The organism is Brevibacillus sp. FSL K6-2834, assembly GCF_038592925.1.
GTDB lineage: Bacteria > Bacillota > Bacilli > Brevibacillales > Brevibacillaceae > Brevibacillus > Brevibacillus borstelensis.
Map to the genome: position 1 here is coordinate 4,943,062 of NZ_CP151945.1, position 17,599 is coordinate 4,960,660.

Consider the following 17,599-nt stretch of genomic DNA (forward strand, 5'->3'; position numbering starts at 1 on the left):
TAGCCTTGCTGTCTTCGACAAATCGTACTTTATGCTCCGCTTTTCAAGAAGTACCCGAGCAGGATGGCAAACACCATGAATGCCACTGCAAAGATAACAGTCAGCTTTCCGAGCAATGCGTCAATCCCGCGGGCTTTTTGTTTGCCCATCAGTTGTTCCGCGCCGCCGCCAATCGCGCCAGAAAGGCCGGCACTTTTGCCAGATTGAAGCAGGACGACAATAATCAAGCCGATACTTGCGATTATAAGCAAAATTTTTGCTGCCAATGCCATGTTTATTCACCTCAAGACATATTTCCAAGGCGTAAGAATTGCAATAGATGAACATTCTATAGGAGAATGTTGCTAAGCCTTTTGGGTAAGCGTGTCCGGTTTTTCTCAATTTATATGCCGCAGCAGCGACAACTAAATAAAGACCAGCATCACTACTTTATCACAAACAGGGATGATCATCAACATGCTTTCCTGATTTGATTGTTTCTATTAATAATTGTGTACTTTCTTTGTCTGTTTTCACGTTTCCTTGCATGTGTCACGATTTTGCCGTAAAATTGCATGTGTACTGCTATACTCGCCTTAGGAGGTCTTTGTCAGATGGCTGGTTCGAACAAAAAAGACATGAATCAAAACGACGTAATTGATTCCGCGAAGGCCTTTTTTGCTTCGTTTGGCATCTTGTTTCTTGTATTCCTCATCGCACTTGTAGGTTCTGCTATTTTCCCACCACAACACGGAGAACAGGCAAATGGTGGAGAGGCACCGACTGCTACCATCGACGCGCCAACCGTGTTCAAACAAAACTGCTCCTCCTGTCACGGCCAAAACCTTGAAGGTATCGCAGCACCGGCTCTGACACAGGTTGGCAGCAAGTACAGTGCCGACGAAATCGCAAAGATCATTAAAGAAGGTAAAGGCGGCATGCCTCCTGGCCTTCTGAAGAAACAACCGGAGATTCAAGCGGTTGCACAGTGGCTGTCCGAACATAAATAGTACATAAGTCATCCTGCCACCTGACAAAACACCGAAGCAAGCATGTCTTCGGTGTTTTTCTCGTTTTTGCCGACTATTCATTGGAAGACCTCTTTGAGGAGGAATCATCATGGCCAGCGTTCTGAGCCTGGAACATCTGGGCAAACAACTCCCGACACAGCAGCATACTTGGCTGTTTTCCGATATCACTGTCGACATTGCTTCGCCTGAGATTACGCTGATCATGGGGAAATCGGGGCAAGGCAAAAGCACACTTCTCCGCCTGCTCGGACTTTTGGACACGGCAGATGACGGGACGATTCGGCATTTGGGCAAAACCCCAACGGAGTGGGGCCCGGAAAAATGGAGAATGTCCGTAAGCTACGTCGCTCAGCAGCCGGTCATGCTGCCTGGCAGCGTCGAAGACAATCTGAGAGCGGTCAGCCGTTTGCACAAGCGGCCTTTCGAGACTGAGCTGGCCCGGACCTGGATGGAAGCCGTAGGTCTCGGCGAGATGGACTGGAGCAAGCAGGCGGCGCAGCTCTCCGGAGGCGAACGGCAGCGTGTCGCACTGGTCCGTTCTCTTCTCCTGCATCCAACGGTACTCTTGCTGGACGAGGTGACAGCTTCTCTGGACACCATCAGCAAGCGGGCTACAGAAGAACTTCTCGTAGACCTGCATCGCCGCGAAGGCACTACCCTGCTGTGGATCACGCACGACTGGGAGCAAGCGCGAGCGGTCGGCCAGCGGATCTGGTTTTTGGCGGGCGGCCGTCTGCTCGAAGACTCCCCGGCCGATCGCTTCTTTGAAGGACCGCAGACACAGGAGGCTCAAGAATTTTTATCCGCCCATCTTGTTCAAAAGGAGGATGCCCCATGTCTTCCATGAGTCTGTGGTTTTCCTTTACCTTTGTCGTCATCGCCCTGCTCCTCTCCATGTGGCAAAAGCTCGGTCTGGAAAAGGAAATTGCCATCGGGACGGTACGCTGTGCCGTACAGCTGCTGGCGATCGGCTACGTTTTGCAATTCGTCTTTCACACCGACCATCCAATCTACCAGGCGCTGGTAATCGCCATGATGATTGGCGTAGCCTCCTGGAACGCATCCCGGCGCGGCGATGGCCTTCCGGGAATTTTGTGGCGGGTCGCCGCTTCCTTGACCGTGACCGCAACGCTGACGATGAGTCTGCTGCTTGTGCTCGGTCTGATCAAACCGACGCCCCAGTATTTGATCCCGATCACAGGCATGATTATCGGAAATTCGATGATCGTCGCCGGCCTGTTCCTCAGCCACATGAAGCGCGAGACGGAGACTGCCCGCGGGGAAATCGAAGCCCTGCTCTGCCTGGGCGCAAACAAAAAGCAGGCCATTCACGGCGTGTTGAAACGAGCGGTAAAAGCAAGCATGATCCCCACCTTTGACACAATGAAAACCATCGGCCTGGTCCAACTGCCCGGTACGATGACCGGGATGATCATCGCCGGAGCCAACCCATTGGAAGCCGTTCGCTACCAAATCCTGATCATGTTCGCCTTTTCCTCGTCCGCGGCCATCTCTGCCGCCCTGATCAGCGCACTCGCCTATTCCTCGTGGTTTACACGTGAGTCTATGCTGAGGCCGTGAGTCTGTAGCTCCGCCCACAAAAAGTCGAAGCTCTTCTTTACTACCTTTTCTTTACCGCCGCTTCTTTTCTAAACAAAGGCTGCCGCTACGTGCAGCCTTTCAGGTTGCAGACAAACTCCCTCGCTGAACGAACAGCAGAGGGAGTTTGTTTAATAATTTGATGAAAATACCGAAGGTGTTTTGATCGTTCACCTTTTGGCGACCTGATTTCCATAGCCAGGTCGCCATTTTTTTCAAGTTCATGGCAGCGAAAACAAGCATCGCCTGCATCGTGACCTTCTCCAGTCCTCGTAAGGTCGTCCAACGCATGCCATGCTTTTCCTTCATATCAGCGAATACACGTTCAATCGTTTCTTTCCGTTTGCTATAGATTTGTTTGTTTTCCTCGGTATGCCGGAGGTGGTCTACCTCTTCGAGGTAATCAGCCCAGATGTGGCGACTCACTCTCTTTGTGTAGTCTTTACTTTCCGTGCATTGTTTCAAGAACGGACAACTTCGGCAAACTTGAGAATTTGATCGATAGATACGGTACCCATCCTTGTTTGTTGTCTCATATGTTAAGATTTGCTCGTTCGGGCAGATGTAGCAGTCGAAATATTCATCATACACATATTCGTGCTTTTTAAAAAAACCTTCTTTGGTGCGTGGTCTTGTGTAGGGCATAACGGGGCGAATCTGGTCATCAAGGAGTGTTTTACTGATGTAAGGCGTCTTGTATCCCGAGTCCACTGCCACAGCTTGAGGCTGTGCAAACGTCTTTCGCACTTGATTCAAAACATCCTCAAAAACCTGACTGTCATGCACATTGCCTGGCGTTACCTTGGCACCAAGCACAAATCCATTTCGATCACATGCTGTATGAAAACTATAAGCAAATACACGTTCCTTTTCCCCTTTTACAAACAATCCGCAATCCGGGTCAGTTGTGCTGACTTTCACCTCCTTCTTCGAAGTTTCTGTCTTTTTTTCAAGGGGCTTCTTTCCATGTGCAATACGATCCTGATTGATTTCTTCGTCCAGCAGCTCTTGATATTTCTTCGCTTGTTCTTCAACGATTTCTTTCACGTATTTATGCTTATTCGCACTGGCTTTTACATGCGTAGCATCAATGAAAAGCACATCAGGCTTCACGAATCCATGATGAACCGCCTCCTCCAATATTCGAAGGAAGATCGACTCGAAGAGTTGAGTATCCCGAAAACGGCGAACATAGTTCTTGCCTAGGGTCGTGAAATGGGGAATGGGCTGACTGAAATCATAGCCAATAAACCACCGATAGGCAACATTGGTTTCGATCTCTTTAATCGTTTGTCGCATGGAACGAATTCCAAAAATATATTGGATGAAAGCAATTTTAACTAAGACTACAGGGTCAACACTGGGTCTGCCATTGTCATGACAGTAAAGGCTTTCCACCAAGTCATAGATGAACGAAAAGTCGATTGCATTTTCAATTTTTCTTACGAGATGATCTTCTGGCACCAACTCATCTAGCGAGAATGCAGATATCTGATAACGCCCTTCGGCCTCTTGCTTATTAAGCATAATGCCACCTCTAAAAAATAACTTTTGAAAACGTAACATGTTCTATATTCAACAAAAAAGCCTGCAGACCCTGTTCCTTACGGAACTTTGTCTACAGGCTGAAAGGCTGCCGCTACGTGCAGCCTTTTTCCTTTCTAAAAAAAGAATTCGAGCACCAAAGCTCCTGCCATTATCAACCTTTCAAAGCACTTTTCCCCTCCTATTAATTTTTTGAGGATTTTACCTTGACGGGGCAAAAACCTTATGAGAAGATTATTTCTCCGTTTCGCTTTTTGGGAAAAATAGGGAGGTAAAAGCAATGTCGGTAAATTTTCCAGAAGAGACAAAACATCTTGATCGAATAATCGGGAGGCTGCAGGATGCGTTAAATGAATTGGATGAGCGGGTCAAAGCATATGCAGATGAGTTTAAGGAATCTATGAAGTACCTGGCCGAGAACAGAAGCGGCATGGACGGCATGGAAATCTTTTCGAACCAAACTTCGATCTCGCAAATGATTCGCTCGGGAACCCACACGGTTGAAAGAAGGACAAAAATCGCGAAACTAATCGATTCCCCGTACTTTGCCAGAATTGATTTCAAGCTTGTTGACGAGAATGAGGCGGACCCCGTGTATATTGGGAGGTTCTCGTTTTCTGACGACGATAACAATATGCTCATTTATGACTGGCGGGCCCCGATATCAAGCATGTATTACGATTTTGAACTGGGACATGCATTTTATGAAGCTCCCGCCGGGGTAATAGAGGGCGAGCTTACGCGAAAAAGGCAATTCAAGATTAAAAACGGCCAGATGGAATATGCGCTTGAAAGTTCGATTAGCATCATTGACGAGGTGCTGCAAAGAGAATTAAGCAGTAATTCGGACCAAAAAATGAAGAACATCGTTGCGACGATACAGAAGGAACAGAACAAAATCATTCGGAATGAAAATGCAGACGTGTTGGTCATTCAGGGGGTGGCTGGTTCAGGCAAGACCTCCATCGCCTTGCACCGGATTGCCTACTTTCTGTATAAGTACAAAGAACGTTTGTCAGCTCAAAATGTCGTCATTATCTCCCCAAACAAGGTATTTGCCGACTATATCTCAAATGTCTTGCCGGAATTGGGCGAAGAACCAATCGTGGAAGTCGGCTTTGAGGATATCGCGGCCGAGCAATTACACAATGTATTGGAGTTCGAGAGGTATGCAGTGGAAATCGACCGCCTTCTGGATGGACATGACCAGCAGTTGGCTGAGCGCACAAGGTTTAAGTCGTCTCTGGAGTTTTTGACGCAATTAGATGAGTACCTCGAGTTTGCGAGCGAGCAATACTTTGAACCTCAGGATTGTACGTTTGGCAGGGTGACCGTCTCGAAAGACTTTATCCAAAAGCGATATCAAGCCTATAAAAACCAGCCCATTTCCCAGAGATTTGCCGAGATAACAGAAGATATCATTCTGCTGATCAAAAAAGAAAGCGTGATGGAGCGCAAGATTCCGGTCCCGACAAAAAAAGCGGTTATGAAGAAGCTCCTTTCCATGTTCAAGTTTACCAGCACGTTAGCGCTCTACACCCATTTCTTTACGTTTATTGACCGACCCGAAATGTTTGTTTTCAAAAGCAAAAACACGTTAGAGCATGCCGATGTATTTCCTTACATTTACGTAAAAATATTTTTTGAAGGCATCGAAGGGCTGGATGGCATTCAGCATGTGGTCATCGATGAAATGCAGGATTATACGCCTGTGCAATACGCCGTTATCAAGAAGCTTTACAAATGCAAAAAAACTATTTTGGGCGATTTTGGACAAATCGTTAACCCGTACAATTCCAACTCTCTCCAATCCCTCAAGAAGCTTTTTGAAAACGTCGAATTTATGGAGCTGAACAAAAGCTACCGTTCCACCTACGAAATCATTTCATTTGCGCAGCGTATCCAGCAATCCAACATAGCTCCGGTAGAGCGGCATGGGGAAGAGCCTCGGATCATACCGTGCGATAGCTCGCAAAGCGAATTGGCGTCGATAGAAAAACTTTTGACGGATTTTAGAAACAGCAGCTATTCATCACTCGGGATTATCTGCAAAACAAATCGCCAAGCAAAAGAGCTATATGATGCCTTGCATGAAAAGCATGACGTGCATGTACTGGATTTCAACAGTGAAAAGTTCATCGACGGGATCACCATTACGACGATTCACATGTCTAAAGGCCTCGAGTTCGATGAGGTGATTATTCCTTCAGCAAACGCTGAAAGATACCAGACGGATTTTGACAGAAGCTTGCTCTATATCGCGTGTACAAGGGCTATGCATAAGCTTACTTTAACGGACCACGGGGAGATTACGAGTCTTTTGCCTTTACAAGGCTGAATATCGGGGCCCCTGCTACGAGCCCAATTGCTCTTTCTATTTTACTCATGTACGAAAAGCGGTACTGCTTATCCTTTTGCCTCTATTCTCGTTTTCTCCCAGTTGCCATCCTTCAAGACGAATACGGTCGCAATCCTTCCACAAACACCTCCCTTCACCGAGTACGACCTATAATGAACAAAGAGAAATTGTCGATACAAACGAACAAAGCATCCGGATTTTTTTTATTCAAACGTTCCTTATAAATCATCCAAAGAAAGTCTCTTGATACATTCCCAAATAATCACCAATCCTAAGAAAGCAAGATTTAAATATTCCTTCCCCCCTCTTCCTAGCCCTTTCTTCTTTGCCTTGCCGACAAACACGAATAGCTGTAGCGATGAAAAAAGAGAAAATGCGAAGGTCTTTGGGACACCCGCTCAGGTCCCTTTTAAAAGGGGAACTCGCTTTTATCGTCCAACCCTGAAACCCTTCCTGAACATGCTGCTTTTGGACGCGGTTCCCCTTTTGAAAGTGAGCCGGACAGGCCGACCCCAGCAAAGTGTCCCACCGTCCCCTGGGCATTTTCTCCTTTTTCATCTCCTCCGCCAAAGCCCGATCTATGCCAAATCAGAGGAAAGCTGCGGCAAGGCTAAGAGGCAAAATCTGCAGATGCCCCAAAATTTTCTTCAAAAAAAACTGTAAGATTTAAAAAGCTGCACCGTCCAATTACACAGACAACAACCGTAAAAGGTGGGGAACACGTGGACAAGAAAGCACTCATCGAACAATGGTTCCTGCGCTACGGTGACGAGATATACAAGTTTCTCGTGTACTACACAGGCACCGCTGATGTGGAGGATTTGGTCCAGGAGGTCTTTATCAAGGCCCTGCAAGCACTGGACCTGTTTGAAGGCAGAGCCCAGCCCAAAACCTGGCTGCTGTCGATCGCCCGCAACACCGCCATCGACCACCGGCGAAAACAGCGTTTGCGCAAATGGCTGCCCGACAGTTGGCTGCAAGACGTCCGCGACGAGCGAAAAACACCGGAGGAATGGCTGGACCTTCACGAGGAACAGCACGAGCTCTATCGGTCCCTCCAGCAGTTGAAGCCCGCTTTCCGCGAGGTGTTGATCCTCCGCGGCATCAAAGAGCTGTCTGCCAGGGAAACGGCCGACATTTTGCAATGGAGCGAAAGCAAAGTAAATGTCACCTACCACCGGGCCTTAAAGGCGATGAAAGGCATATGGCAATTCAGGGAAAAGGGAGGATTCGGAGATGCCGTCAAAGCACGATGAACATTGGTTGGACGATTTGCGAAATCTGCCCGACATTACACTCACTGAGCAACAAAAGGAGAAGATTATGACCGCCATTCGCGAAACAGATACCCCTATCGGAAAAAGAAGCTCACGCCACGGACAAAAAAGCTCGTACCGCCTGGCGACGCTGGGCAGAACAGCAGCCGCCTTTTCTTTGCTGGCTGCCACAGTGTGGCTCGGGAGTCAATTGATAACGTGGAATCAATCAGCGACACTTGATCCGACTGTCCAGCCCCCCAATCAGAAGCCCGCCGGAAGTTCCCATCAGGAGGGCGTGTCCCAGGGAACAGGAGGACCGAACGGCACGGGAGGAGAGATTGGCTCAGGCGAAGGTGCTCCGATCGCATCCAGCGACAAGGAAGCAGACCTGAACCGCACCATTAAAGACGTGATTCTTTCCATGAAGGAGAAAGCCGTCCGCGGACAATCATACGACCAAAAACTAACGTTGGAAACATCCATGTTTGACGAGGTCGAGCAGTCTTGGGGCAAGCCAGACCGTACTGATTACGCCAATGGCATTACGTACGCGACCTACAAGAACAAAGGGGTCATCCTTGGGTACAACAAGGGCATGCAAATCGTCGATATCCGCCGGGTATACGGCAACTGGGAGATCGGCAATATAGGCAGCAAGGGCTCCCAGCCTCACTACCTGTCCATGGCAGACGTGACTCGTGTGCTCGGGGAGCCGGACCGCGCCATCCTGTTCGCTGGCCAGACGATTCATATCTACAACGTCACAGACAAATACCAGCTAAAGATTGTCTACCAAGGAGAAGATAACGGCAAAAACGAACTTCGTGCAGTCCGCACCGATGTGTTTTACCCTCGCGGAACCGTCAATCTGATGCAGGCCGTTACCACGCCAGAGCTGGTGCAAAGCATCCGCGATCTCGCCAAAGAAGGCCGACTGTACGGCGTGGAATACCCTGTAGAAACCAGCGTCTTTGACACCGTGGAAAAGGACTGGGGCAAGGCCGACATGCTGGGCGGGGTTAACGGTGTTACGTATGCCAGCTACCGGACGCAAGGTGTCGTATTCGGCTTTAACAAGGGAATGCAGCTTGTCGATATTCGCAGCTATGACACCCGCTTGCAGGAGCTGTCGCTCTCCGATGTAACATCTGCCCTCGGCAAGCCTGACGTTTCCGCCGATGTGTCTGGCCAAACGATTTACACTTACAAGGTAAATAGCAAGTACGAATTGAAATTCGTGTTCTCCGGAACGGCGAACGGTCAAAACGCAAAAACATTGCTTGTCGATCATGTGAATATCGTTTATCCGAAAGGTGCTGTCAACATGATGGCGCAATAACGAGAGACTCTTTGCAAAAAAGCCGCTTCCCGGGTTTACGGGGAGCGGCTTCTTTGCAAGATGTTTCAGAGTGTTCTGTAAAACAGCAAGACAGCCTAGCACTGTAAGCTCGCGTAGAGTTTGGTGCCAAGGTATCTGTCAGCATGGTAAACGGTTATGCCTTTTTGGAACGCCTGTCATGGGACAGCTTCAACGAAGGCGTGACGCTGATCGAATCGCTCGAAGCGTACAAGAGACGCTTCGGCTGTTACCCGAAGGCGGTACTCACCGATCAAATCTATCGCACTCGTGAGAACAGGGCATTCTGCAAAGCGCACGGCATTCGCTTGAGCGGTCCTGCACTTGGCCGTCCGGTACAAGGTGAAGAAGCGGCAGAACAACGGCGAGTCGCCAAGCAAGATGCGAGCGAACGCAACGCCATCGAAGGCAAATTCGGTGAGGGCAAGCGCAAGTATGGGCTTGGCCGTATTCGAGCGTGCCTTGCGAAGACGAGCGAAACCGTCATCGCGCTGCAACTCCTGGTGATGAACCTCGAACGCAGGCTGCGAGGTCTTTTTGTCTCATTGATGAAACAACTGTTTTCTGCAATATTACCAAGCTTCCAGGCAATTTGTGCCCATTAAGAATCGTTCAGCAGACCCTACTTAAGGATAACCGGCTTGAAGCTCTCCGAAATGCAAAAAATCGTTACCTGCTGCGTGGACTGATGAAGTGTCAGTGCTGTGGATTGACTTATACAGGCATAAACTATCCAGGGAGTAAAAGAGCTTTGAGGGGCTATTACGTTTGCACGGGAAAACAGGCAAATCGAGGGCCGCTGCGGGGAAAGTGCCCATCAAAGAACATCCCCTAAGATTGGATCGAGGATCTGGTGTGGAACGATTGCCTTACCTTTATCCATTATCCTGGAGAAGCTCTTAAAGAGATTGCGGCAACGATGGAAACCAATCAAGCAGAAAAACACGATCTGGAGTCCGAACTTAACGTCATCCGGAAAGCTATCGATGACAAGAACATCGAGCGGCAGAGCATTCTCGATCTCTTCCGCAAAAACATCATCACCTTTTCTGACTTGGAAAAACAGATTCAGAAAATCAACCAGGAATAGGCGTTCCTGGAGCAACGGCTGCGTGATGTTCAGAGTTCATTGCAAGCGGACCAGGATTACGCCATGAAAACAACGAACGCGATTCAACTACTCCACGAGTGTCACCGCCGGGATATAATTGACCCAGGTTCGCCGGAATGAAAATGACCCACCCTTAGCGAATATATCCCCTTCGAAAATAGTCCGCCAAGACAACTTCGGAGGGAGACACATGCTAAGGAGTGGGATAGTGATATCGTTACATACCATGAGGGCAGAAGGCAAGAGTATTCGTGAAATTGCCCGTCTAACGGGGCATTCTCGAAATACAGTTCGCCGATATCTCCGGGGTGAATTCTCCCCCGAAAAGGGAACCCGTAAATCTCGTGGTTCCAAGCTTGATCCATTCAAACCGTTCCTGCAGGAACGGCTCCAAGAGGGTATCTATAATGCGAGGTGCTATTCGAACTTCTACAAGAAAAGGGACACCGTGGGGCGTACCATCCCCATCCTGAAAGACTATGTGAAGGACTTCCGTCCTCCCAAACAAGTTCCTGCTGTTCTTCGTTACGAGACGAAACTTGGTGAATACGCCTAGGTGGACTGGGGACTGTGTGATTGCGTAGATCAGGTCGGTAACGTCCGGAAAGTTCCGGTATTCGTCATAGTATTGGGGTACTCTCGTGGCACCTATATCGAGTTTACTGAGCGTTGCGACATCCACAGCTTTCTGCGCTGCCTGATTTACGCCATTGAATACTTTGGAGGGATCCCCAAAGTGATGCTGACCGATCAGATGAAAACGGTCGTACTGGGTATGGGAGACGATCGCCCCCTCTGGCACTCGCTTTTTGCCGACTTTGCTGCGGCGATTGGGCTTGTCCCAAAATATTCTGATCTAATTCTGATGTGCTGCCACATGCCCAACTAAAGAGCGTACGAAGATTTCAATCGAAAGGTCCTTGTTTGGAGTTCGGTACCCACCGTTATTTTTCTGATCCGCGATTAATAGAGCGCACTTATCATATAATTTCTCCTGCACCATTTTCATCATGAGAAGCTCCACTCGTTCCTCATAATTTGCCGGGCGCCCAGTCCGAAAAAAACGCGTATATTCTTCCAACGGAGCAAATAACATAGATACGCGACTTGTACCACTTTTGTTATCAGGATGGTCACTCATAACATATATGTAACCGAGAAACGGCCGCGTCGCCCCAAATGCGCCGTTCTCAAATGCCTTCCAAAAATCATAGCTACTCCCAACTGCCTCCTCCGAACGGTTGTTTAAATTATTACCGACTGATCCATGCATCGACTTAAACTCGATAACAGCTAAAAGACGTTTTGACCCATCTGATAAATTTTTAATAACGACCATATCCCAGTCCTTAGACATTCTGAAGTACCCTGGTAACTTAGCAGAACGACCCATGATGATTTCATCATCTGCAACACCGTTCCGTCGCAATACTTGTTTAAGCATATTCGCAAACCCGTCCATTGTTTGACCACTCAATACACCGTTTGTACGGACACCCCAAAAAGCCTTTAACGCTTCCTGGGTCAACTGTTGAATTTCTGTATGTTTTGGCATCCACATGTGAATCCCCCAAGCTTTATCTATTATTATTCTTCTCTCCCCACAAGCTCATAAATAATCTGAAGCTCATCATCGGTTAGCCCAAATAACCGTTGTGCTAATAAATCAATACTCGCATTATCCCTTCTTTGATGAAACTGCTTCAAATGATAAATGTCTTCTTTCGCAATACCTACTGGCAGTCGAATTTTTTTTAGATACTGTGCTTGATAGCGAAGGTAATCACCCCGCATTTTCGTTGCATAAGACCAGATGAAGAACTTAATAATTGAACTTGTCAACAGAGCTTGCAATGCTTCGATATCCCACGTTCCTGCCGTAATGTAATATAAACTATGCTCCGGATAAAAGTGTCCATCATCTCGTACGATTAGGTTCTCAGATTTAATGTCTGGGATAAGAAGTTTTGGTTCCTTAAGACGTTCTGGAAAGATCCGGTCGATCGTCTTATACCATTTCGCTGGGTTGTTTTTTGCTGTGTTTCGTTCTTTAAGTCGCTTCTCATGACTAAGAAAATAAGTTTGTAATTTCGGGTACTCCTCTAGATTTACGAGAGTACCATCAGGTTTGTATGGATTAATTACATAATAACCGCGCCAATTAATGTAGCCATCCTTAATGTCATCTTTGGTTACAGTTGGTAGAAGTACTTCCGGCTCAATATCAACCTTCTCAGGGTGAACGATGTAAATGTCTTTTGCACCTGTAGCAACCCCAATACCTACAGTTATATTATGTGGCGATTCAGTAAGCAATGGGTGAGACTCCTCTAATTTTCGTAGAATTGATTGTGCACGTTCGCCATTAAGAACCCATGGATCTGATCCTTTAAACCAATCCTTGATTGTGTGTGTCTCGATGCCATGACAAGTTGTCTCGAAACCACCCAGAAGATACTTGCGTGCTTCCTCAAGATGCATGCTGGACACCTCGTCCATCTTCAAGGTTCGAGCCTCGCCTTTTAAACCGTTCTCAATCGTAAAGATACATGGATAAGCAGAGACTACATCCATGAAAGGTTGGGTATTATGAATATCAAGAAAGTGGACGACACGATAGTTTTCATTAATCAGATGGCGAATTTCCTTACCGTAACGATTTTTTGTAAAACGGTCAGTACAGATGAAACTTAACCTTCCACCTTCTGCTAACATTTCGAGACCGTGCTCGATGAATGCAACGTAAATGTCTGCACGATCAAACAACGTTGCATAACGGCGTCGATATTCCTTAGCCATTGTTTCATCGAGGTTCTCGATTCGGACGTATGGTGGATTACCAATAATATAATCAAATCGGCGTTCAACTGGTTTATTCCACAATAAGAAATCAGTCTGAACTATCCATTGGTCTAACAGGTGTCTGCATAGTATCTCGGAAGCTCCATAACCCCTTAGTATTTTATTAATGTTGCTACGTAACCGGTGGTACGTCATGCTATTAAGTTCAATGGAACAGATAGCGTTTCGCAACAAATCGAAAGCAAGATTCTCGTCAGTGAAAAGTTCACCGTCCGAATAGCGCATAGCAGCCGAGATAAGACGCTTGACAGCTTCTATCAAGAAAGCACCTTCACCAGCGGATGGTTCGAGTAATGTACTCTTGTGAAGTAGCCGGTCGGACGTATAACCTGCTAGGTCAAGAATAAGTGAAACAATTTCTGGCTTGGTATAATAAGAACCTTTCCGTTTCTTGTAGATTAAATCTTGTACTGATATGTCACAATTTTCACGTTCAGTATTATCCATTAGTCTCGTTAATGAATGGGCATAAACCAATGGTGCAGATTTTTTATGTAGTTCAAGCTTTTCCAAGCTTTTACTCATAAGAAGGTTCCCCCATCGATAAAAGTAGCATTACTATCATAGCACAATTTTTTACATGAAGCCTTATTACATAAGAAAACAATAACCGGTTATAATAGTTGAGATTTTAAAAACAGAAAAATTGTAATTGTGAAGATCAACTTATAATTTCCAAAATCATGGATCGGCTACACTGAATTGGACAATTCTCTTAAGGTCTAGTAGATTGAAATCAAATCGACAAGGAACGGAGAGAATGTCATGCAGAAACGTGAGCGTCGGTCATTTACAGACGAGTTCAAGCAGCAGATGGTTCAACTTTACGAGAATGGGAAACCGCGTGCAGATATTTTGAGAGAATATGATCTGAGTGCATCTGCGTTTGACCGTTGGGTCAAACAGAGTAGAACAACAGGTTCTTTCAAAGAAAAAGACAACCGAACCGAGGAAGAAAAGGAACTCATAGCGCTGCGTAAGGAAATCCAACGGTTGAAGATGGAAAACGATATTTTAAAGCAAGCAGCGCTGATCTTCGGACGAAAATAACGGTAATCCAGCAAAACGCTCATAAGTATCCCATATCGGCCATGTGCAAGATCCTTCAGGTCAATAGGAGTACCTACTACTACGAGAGTAATGAGCAATCATCTGTCAATGATGAAGTGGAACAAGCAATTATCCGTATTTTTGAAGAGAATCAGCGCGTGTATGGAGCAAGGAAAATCAAAGCAAAACTTCAAGAAGAGGGAATGACGGTTTCCAGACGGCGCATTGGACGTCTGATGAAGAAAAACGGCCTGGTCTCGGTCTACACAGTGGCGCAGTATAAACCGCATATGTCGTCATGTAACGAATCGCCGATCCAGAACGAATTGAATCGCGAGTTTGCGAAAGAAGCACCACTGGAAGCCGTTGTGAGTGGCTTGACATACGTTCGGGTCGCAAATAAATGGCACTATATTTGTTTGCTCGTGGACTTATTTAATAGGGAGATCATCGGTTACAGCTGCGGAAAATTTAAAGATGCCGCACTAGTCTATCAAGCATTTGCAAGCGTAAAAGGAGATCTACGCCAAATCCAGCTTTTTCACACAGATCGTGGCAGTGAGTTTAGAAATCTCACGATTGATGAAGTGATCAACACGTTCAAGATCAAGCGTTCATTGAGTATGAAAGGCTGTCCCTATGACAATGCAGTTGCGGAGGCAACCTTTAAGCTGATCAAAGCCGAGTTCGTGAGAAATCGCAAATTTGAATCGCTATCTCAGTTAAAGCAAGAGCTAGGAACATACGTCAAATGGTTTAACGAAGCAAGGATTCATTCACACTGGGATATCTAAGCCCATTAGCGTACAAAGAGAAGGCACTTAAGAAATCTGTCTAGTCAGGTGTGGACAATCCATCATCTCTGTAGAAGAGCGCCCCCGTCAGGTAGCTATAGTTTCCAAACAATGCCCATGGCCAGCCGACAAAAAAGAGTGCCCATTTCTGGACACCCTCACCCTTCTTGAATCCTATCTCCACGCATGTACATTTTCTTCGCGTGGAAGAACGTCACGTGTGTAGACAAGGTTCTCTCCCCAAACAGTTCATTCAAATAACCAGCCACTGCCTGCGCCGCGAATCGATTTGTAATCAACCGCTGCGGTTCCGATGCAATCACCTGTGAGCAAGCCATTTCAGAGGGAGCGATCTCGTCCTCATCCTCCAATATGTCCGGGAAGCGGCCGGCCAACGGTTCCAGAACTGTTTTTTCGTTCAATCTCAATCCGGCTACTACTTGTCCTGTCCATCCAGTATTAGAGTGGCGCTGCCGCTTCTCCTCCGTCCACTCTTCTCGTGACCGGCCGTCCTGGGGTACCCAAGCTCCACGCCCACATCGATGTAGAGCAGTTTTTCGCGTGAGAAAACCAGCGCCCGATACCGGATCGCTTCCGCCACATGGGCGGCCTCGATCTGCTCCGCTCCCGCCAGGTCGGCAATGGTGCGAGCCCACCTTGACGATCCGGTTGTAGGCACAGCGAGCGTTTAAGGGCAAGCGGTCTGATATCGATAGCATTGAATCACCCTCCCTCCCCTTTGATGCTGACCTCTTCATCTTGGCGAACAAAACACCACAAAAGTAAGCCCGCATTATGTCCAGCTGATCAAATAGGGCCGATTGTATCATGGATATGTTGGCTAACTCATTCTTAGACAAGTAAAAGGAGGTTGCGGCTACTGCCAAGCAACCTCCTCAATATATTCAGGGAAATCATGTTTCGAGTTTCAAACAATCACAGATTCTGGATGCGCTCGCATTTGAGTGGCATCATATGGCACGTGTATCGGCTGTAACAAGTCGGGATCATATTTCTCCCGGTCCAGCCAGATGTCTTCATCCTCCGGCCGCAGAATCACCGGCATCCAATCGTGGATGTCAGCGACGACTTAATTGGGCCGGGTGGTAATGATCGTGCAGGTGTGAAGTTTCTGGCCGTCAGGCGCCGTCCACGTGTCAAACAGGCCGGCAAAGGCAAACAATTCCCCGCTCCGCATGGTTATACGCATCGGCTGTTTTCGACCGTGCATCTGCTTCCACTCGAAAAAGCCGGCCGCAGGGATCATACAGCGCTTGCGTTCAAACAGTCTCCGAAAAGCTGGCTTCTCCTGCAGCGTTTCGGCGCACGAGTTGATCATCTTGTAGCCGATGTTATCGTCCTGTGCCCATGATGGAACCAGGCTCCAACGCAATTGGCCGATTCTGCGGCGTTCACTGTCGGCAAATTAGATTGGTTATCTGTAAATCCAGCTGACATAATAGTTTTTGATTTTTATGTATTAATATGCTATATTATACAAAATACAGAAATTTCATATTGTTTAACAAGGAGGTTTTTGCTCATGGACGTGATAATAATGAGTGTATTTTTTTAGGATGGTTCGTTGTAACTGCGTTTATTGCGATAAATCCTGTTGGTGCTTGGAAACTATTCGGTAAATGGCAGGCGAGAAGTTACCCTTCGCAACAATGCTTTTTCATACTGAGAGTCTTCGGAATTATTGGTTTTGTGCTGCCAATTCTTTACTTAATTAGTCAACATTTTAATTAAAAAGACGAGGAACAGGCCTCGTCTTTTGGTTTCTTTAGTAAGTGCTGCGTCCAGATTTTCTCCAAGAGTCATCACCATCGAAATCAATTTCTGATCCGATTGAAACAACTCCATGAGATACAGAGAAAGAAATCGGTGGTGCATCGAATCCCCACGTGTGTGCATATTCAAAGGTAAGTTCACCATCTGCACTATATTCATCCTTACCGTCACGTGGTGTCAAGATTACCCAAGCATTTCCCCTTTCATTGTCATCCTCAACTTACATACCCACACCACCAATTTCATCCTCGACAATGGAGATATCACTGTCGGCACCCGTGGCATCCCCATAGGCTTCCTCGGTATCCCAGTTTACACCCCATCCGTCATCGGTACCATTAAACAATTCGGTGTCATCCCATTCATAGTAGTAGTCAACTGTAATCCTAATGTCTCTCTCCTCCAAGGAGAGAGTCTGCGATGAAAATGGGGAATTTTCAACCGATTCTATTGGGGATTTTATCGCTGATCTTCACACGCAGGCTGATGAGCGAGCTGGGAATTCATTCCGTTATCCGCAAGAAACGGCCATATGCAGGTCGCAAACCATCCGTAATCTTTCCGAATGTCCTCAACCGTGAATTTACAGCAGAAACCATTTTGAAGAAATTTGTGACTGACATGACCTATATTCGAATTGGTCATGATTTTGTCTATTTGTCGGGTATTTTAGACCTCATTCCTACCAAGGATTTCAATACACAACTAAATCGTACAGGGATCTACTCGAGGAGAAAGAACTTATGGGAAGCCATTCAAGACGCGGGAATTGCTTTGACAACGCATCGCTTCCAGAAAAACTCGGCGACCTCTCCCCGGTTGAATTCCGAGCAGTGATCGCCGTGTAGACGGGGCTATG

The 17,599-nt window shown here is 46.9% G+C and carries 17 protein-coding genes and 4 pseudogenes; 13 read left to right on the top strand and 8 right to left on the bottom strand.

Annotated elements, in window-relative coordinates:
* Positions 1-29 precede the first annotated feature (29 nt).
* Positions 30-272, bottom strand: a complete 243-nt coding sequence (gene secG / locus NST96_RS24080) for a preprotein translocase subunit SecG (protein ID WP_003392604.1) — start codon at positions 270-272, stop codon at positions 30-32.
* A gap of 321 nt (positions 273-593) precedes the next feature.
* Between secG and NST96_RS24085 the strand changes: the two genes are divergently transcribed.
* The 3 genes from NST96_RS24085 (at position 594) to fetB (ending at position 2,591) form a co-directional block, all read left to right on the top strand.
* Positions 594-989, top strand: a complete 396-nt coding sequence (locus NST96_RS24085; RefSeq protein ID WP_003392602.1) for a YqzM family protein — start codon at positions 594-596, stop codon at positions 987-989.
* Positions 990-1,098: 109 nt separating this feature from the next.
* A complete protein-coding gene (locus NST96_RS24090) occupies positions 1,099-1,857 on the top strand; it encodes an ATP-binding cassette domain-containing protein (RefSeq protein ID WP_003392600.1) in 759 nt (252 codons plus the stop codon).
* Complete coding sequence (fetB, locus tag NST96_RS24095; RefSeq protein ID WP_171506761.1) at positions 1,845-2,591, top strand: iron export ABC transporter permease subunit FetB; 747 nt, start codon at positions 1,845-1,847, stop codon at positions 2,589-2,591. The genes NST96_RS24090 and fetB overlap by 13 nt, the downstream gene beginning before the upstream one ends.
* Before the next feature lie 99 nt (positions 2,592-2,690).
* Here the strand turns inward: fetB and NST96_RS24100 are convergent, their stop codons facing one another.
* Positions 2,691-4,136: an IS1182 family transposase gene (locus NST96_RS24100; RefSeq protein ID WP_024985259.1), complete on the bottom strand. Its 1,446-nt coding sequence runs from the start codon at positions 4,134-4,136 to the stop codon at positions 2,691-2,693.
* Between the two features lie 298 nt (positions 4,137-4,434).
* Here NST96_RS24100 and NST96_RS24105 point away from each other — a divergent pair, with 298 nt between their 5' ends.
* The 8 genes and pseudogenes from NST96_RS24105 to NST96_RS24140 all read left to right on the top strand — a co-directional run bounded on the left by NST96_RS24105 (position 4,435) and on the right by NST96_RS24140 (position 11,129).
* Positions 4,435-6,492 carry a 3'-5' exonuclease gene (locus NST96_RS24105; protein WP_340701094.1) on the top strand — a complete coding sequence of 686 codons (2,058 nt, stop codon included), beginning with the start codon at positions 4,435-4,437 and terminating at the stop codon, positions 6,490-6,492.
* A 743-nt stretch (positions 6,493-7,235) separates the two neighbouring features.
* Positions 7,236-7,769 carry an RNA polymerase sigma factor gene (locus tag NST96_RS24110; protein WP_024984602.1) on the top strand — a complete coding sequence of 178 codons (534 nt, stop codon included), beginning with the start codon at positions 7,236-7,238 and terminating at the stop codon, positions 7,767-7,769.
* Positions 7,750-9,111, top strand: a complete 1,362-nt coding sequence (locus tag NST96_RS24115) for a YjgB family protein (protein WP_172920174.1) — start codon at positions 7,750-7,752, stop codon at positions 9,109-9,111. The genes NST96_RS24110 and NST96_RS24115 overlap by 20 nt, the downstream gene beginning before the upstream one ends.
* A gap of 107 nt (positions 9,112-9,218) precedes the next feature.
* Positions 9,219-9,734 (top strand): annotated as a pseudogene (locus NST96_RS24120) (transposase); the annotation flags it as partial.
* Positions 9,722-9,964 (top strand): zinc ribbon domain-containing protein, encoded by a 243-nt coding sequence (locus NST96_RS24125; RefSeq protein WP_265575845.1) that lies wholly within the window; start codon positions 9,722-9,724, stop codon positions 9,962-9,964. The pseudogene NST96_RS24120 and the gene NST96_RS24125, both read left to right, overlap by 13 nt.
* An 84-nt stretch (positions 9,965-10,048) precedes the next feature.
* On the top strand, positions 10,049-10,219 hold the full coding sequence (locus tag NST96_RS24130; RefSeq protein WP_228006655.1) for a hypothetical protein: 171 nt from the start codon (positions 10,049-10,051) through the stop codon (positions 10,217-10,219).
* Positions 10,220-10,466: 247 nt separating this feature from the next.
* A complete protein-coding gene (locus NST96_RS24135) occupies positions 10,467-10,796 on the top strand; it encodes a hypothetical protein (protein WP_342406551.1) in 330 nt (109 codons plus the stop codon).
* Entirely contained in the window at positions 10,797-11,129 is a 333-nt protein-coding gene (locus NST96_RS24140) for a DDE-type integrase/transposase/recombinase (RefSeq protein ID WP_311068017.1), read from the top strand.
* On the opposite strand, the gene NST96_RS24145 is transcribed toward NST96_RS24140, so the two are convergent.
* Positions 11,097-11,801: a PaeR7I family type II restriction endonuclease gene (locus NST96_RS24145; protein ID WP_228006664.1), complete on the bottom strand. Its 705-nt coding sequence runs from the start codon at positions 11,799-11,801 to the stop codon at positions 11,097-11,099. The genes NST96_RS24140 and NST96_RS24145 overlap by 33 nt on opposite strands.
* Positions 11,802-11,827: 26 nt before the next feature.
* Positions 11,828-13,627, bottom strand: a complete 1,800-nt coding sequence (locus tag NST96_RS24150) for an N-6 DNA methylase (RefSeq protein ID WP_172920215.1) — start codon at positions 13,625-13,627, stop codon at positions 11,828-11,830.
* Positions 13,628-13,867: 240 nt separating this feature from the next.
* On the opposite strand from NST96_RS24150, the pseudogene NST96_RS24155 reads away from it, so the two are divergent.
* Positions 13,868-14,990: pseudogene (locus tag NST96_RS24155) on the top strand (IS3 family transposase).
* 114 nt (positions 14,991-15,104) lie between these two features.
* On the opposite strand, the gene NST96_RS24160 reads toward NST96_RS24155, so the two are convergent.
* The 4 genes and pseudogenes from NST96_RS24160 to NST96_RS24175 form a co-directional block, all read right to left on the bottom strand.
* The gene (locus NST96_RS24160) at positions 15,105-15,368 is read right to left on the bottom strand and encodes a hypothetical protein (protein WP_172920216.1); all 264 of its coding nucleotides are present in this window, start codon (positions 15,366-15,368) and stop codon (positions 15,105-15,107) included.
* A gap of 14 nt (positions 15,369-15,382) precedes the next feature.
* A complete protein-coding gene (locus tag NST96_RS24165) occupies positions 15,383-15,625 on the bottom strand; it encodes a hypothetical protein (protein ID WP_311068015.1) in 243 nt (80 codons plus the stop codon).
* Positions 15,626-15,874: 249 nt separating this feature from the next.
* Positions 15,875-16,348 (bottom strand): annotated as a pseudogene (locus tag NST96_RS24170) (SOS response-associated peptidase).
* 612 nt (positions 16,349-16,960) lie between these two features.
* Positions 16,961-17,086: a hypothetical protein gene (locus tag NST96_RS24175; RefSeq protein WP_342404898.1), complete on the bottom strand. Its 126-nt coding sequence runs from the start codon at positions 17,084-17,086 to the stop codon at positions 16,961-16,963.
* Positions 17,087-17,217: 131 nt separating this feature from the next.
* On the opposite strand from NST96_RS24175, the pseudogene NST96_RS24180 reads away from it, so the two are divergent.
* Positions 17,218-17,588, top strand: a pseudogene (locus NST96_RS24180) (hypothetical protein); the annotation flags it as partial.
* Between the last annotated feature and the right edge of the window lie 11 nt (positions 17,589-17,599).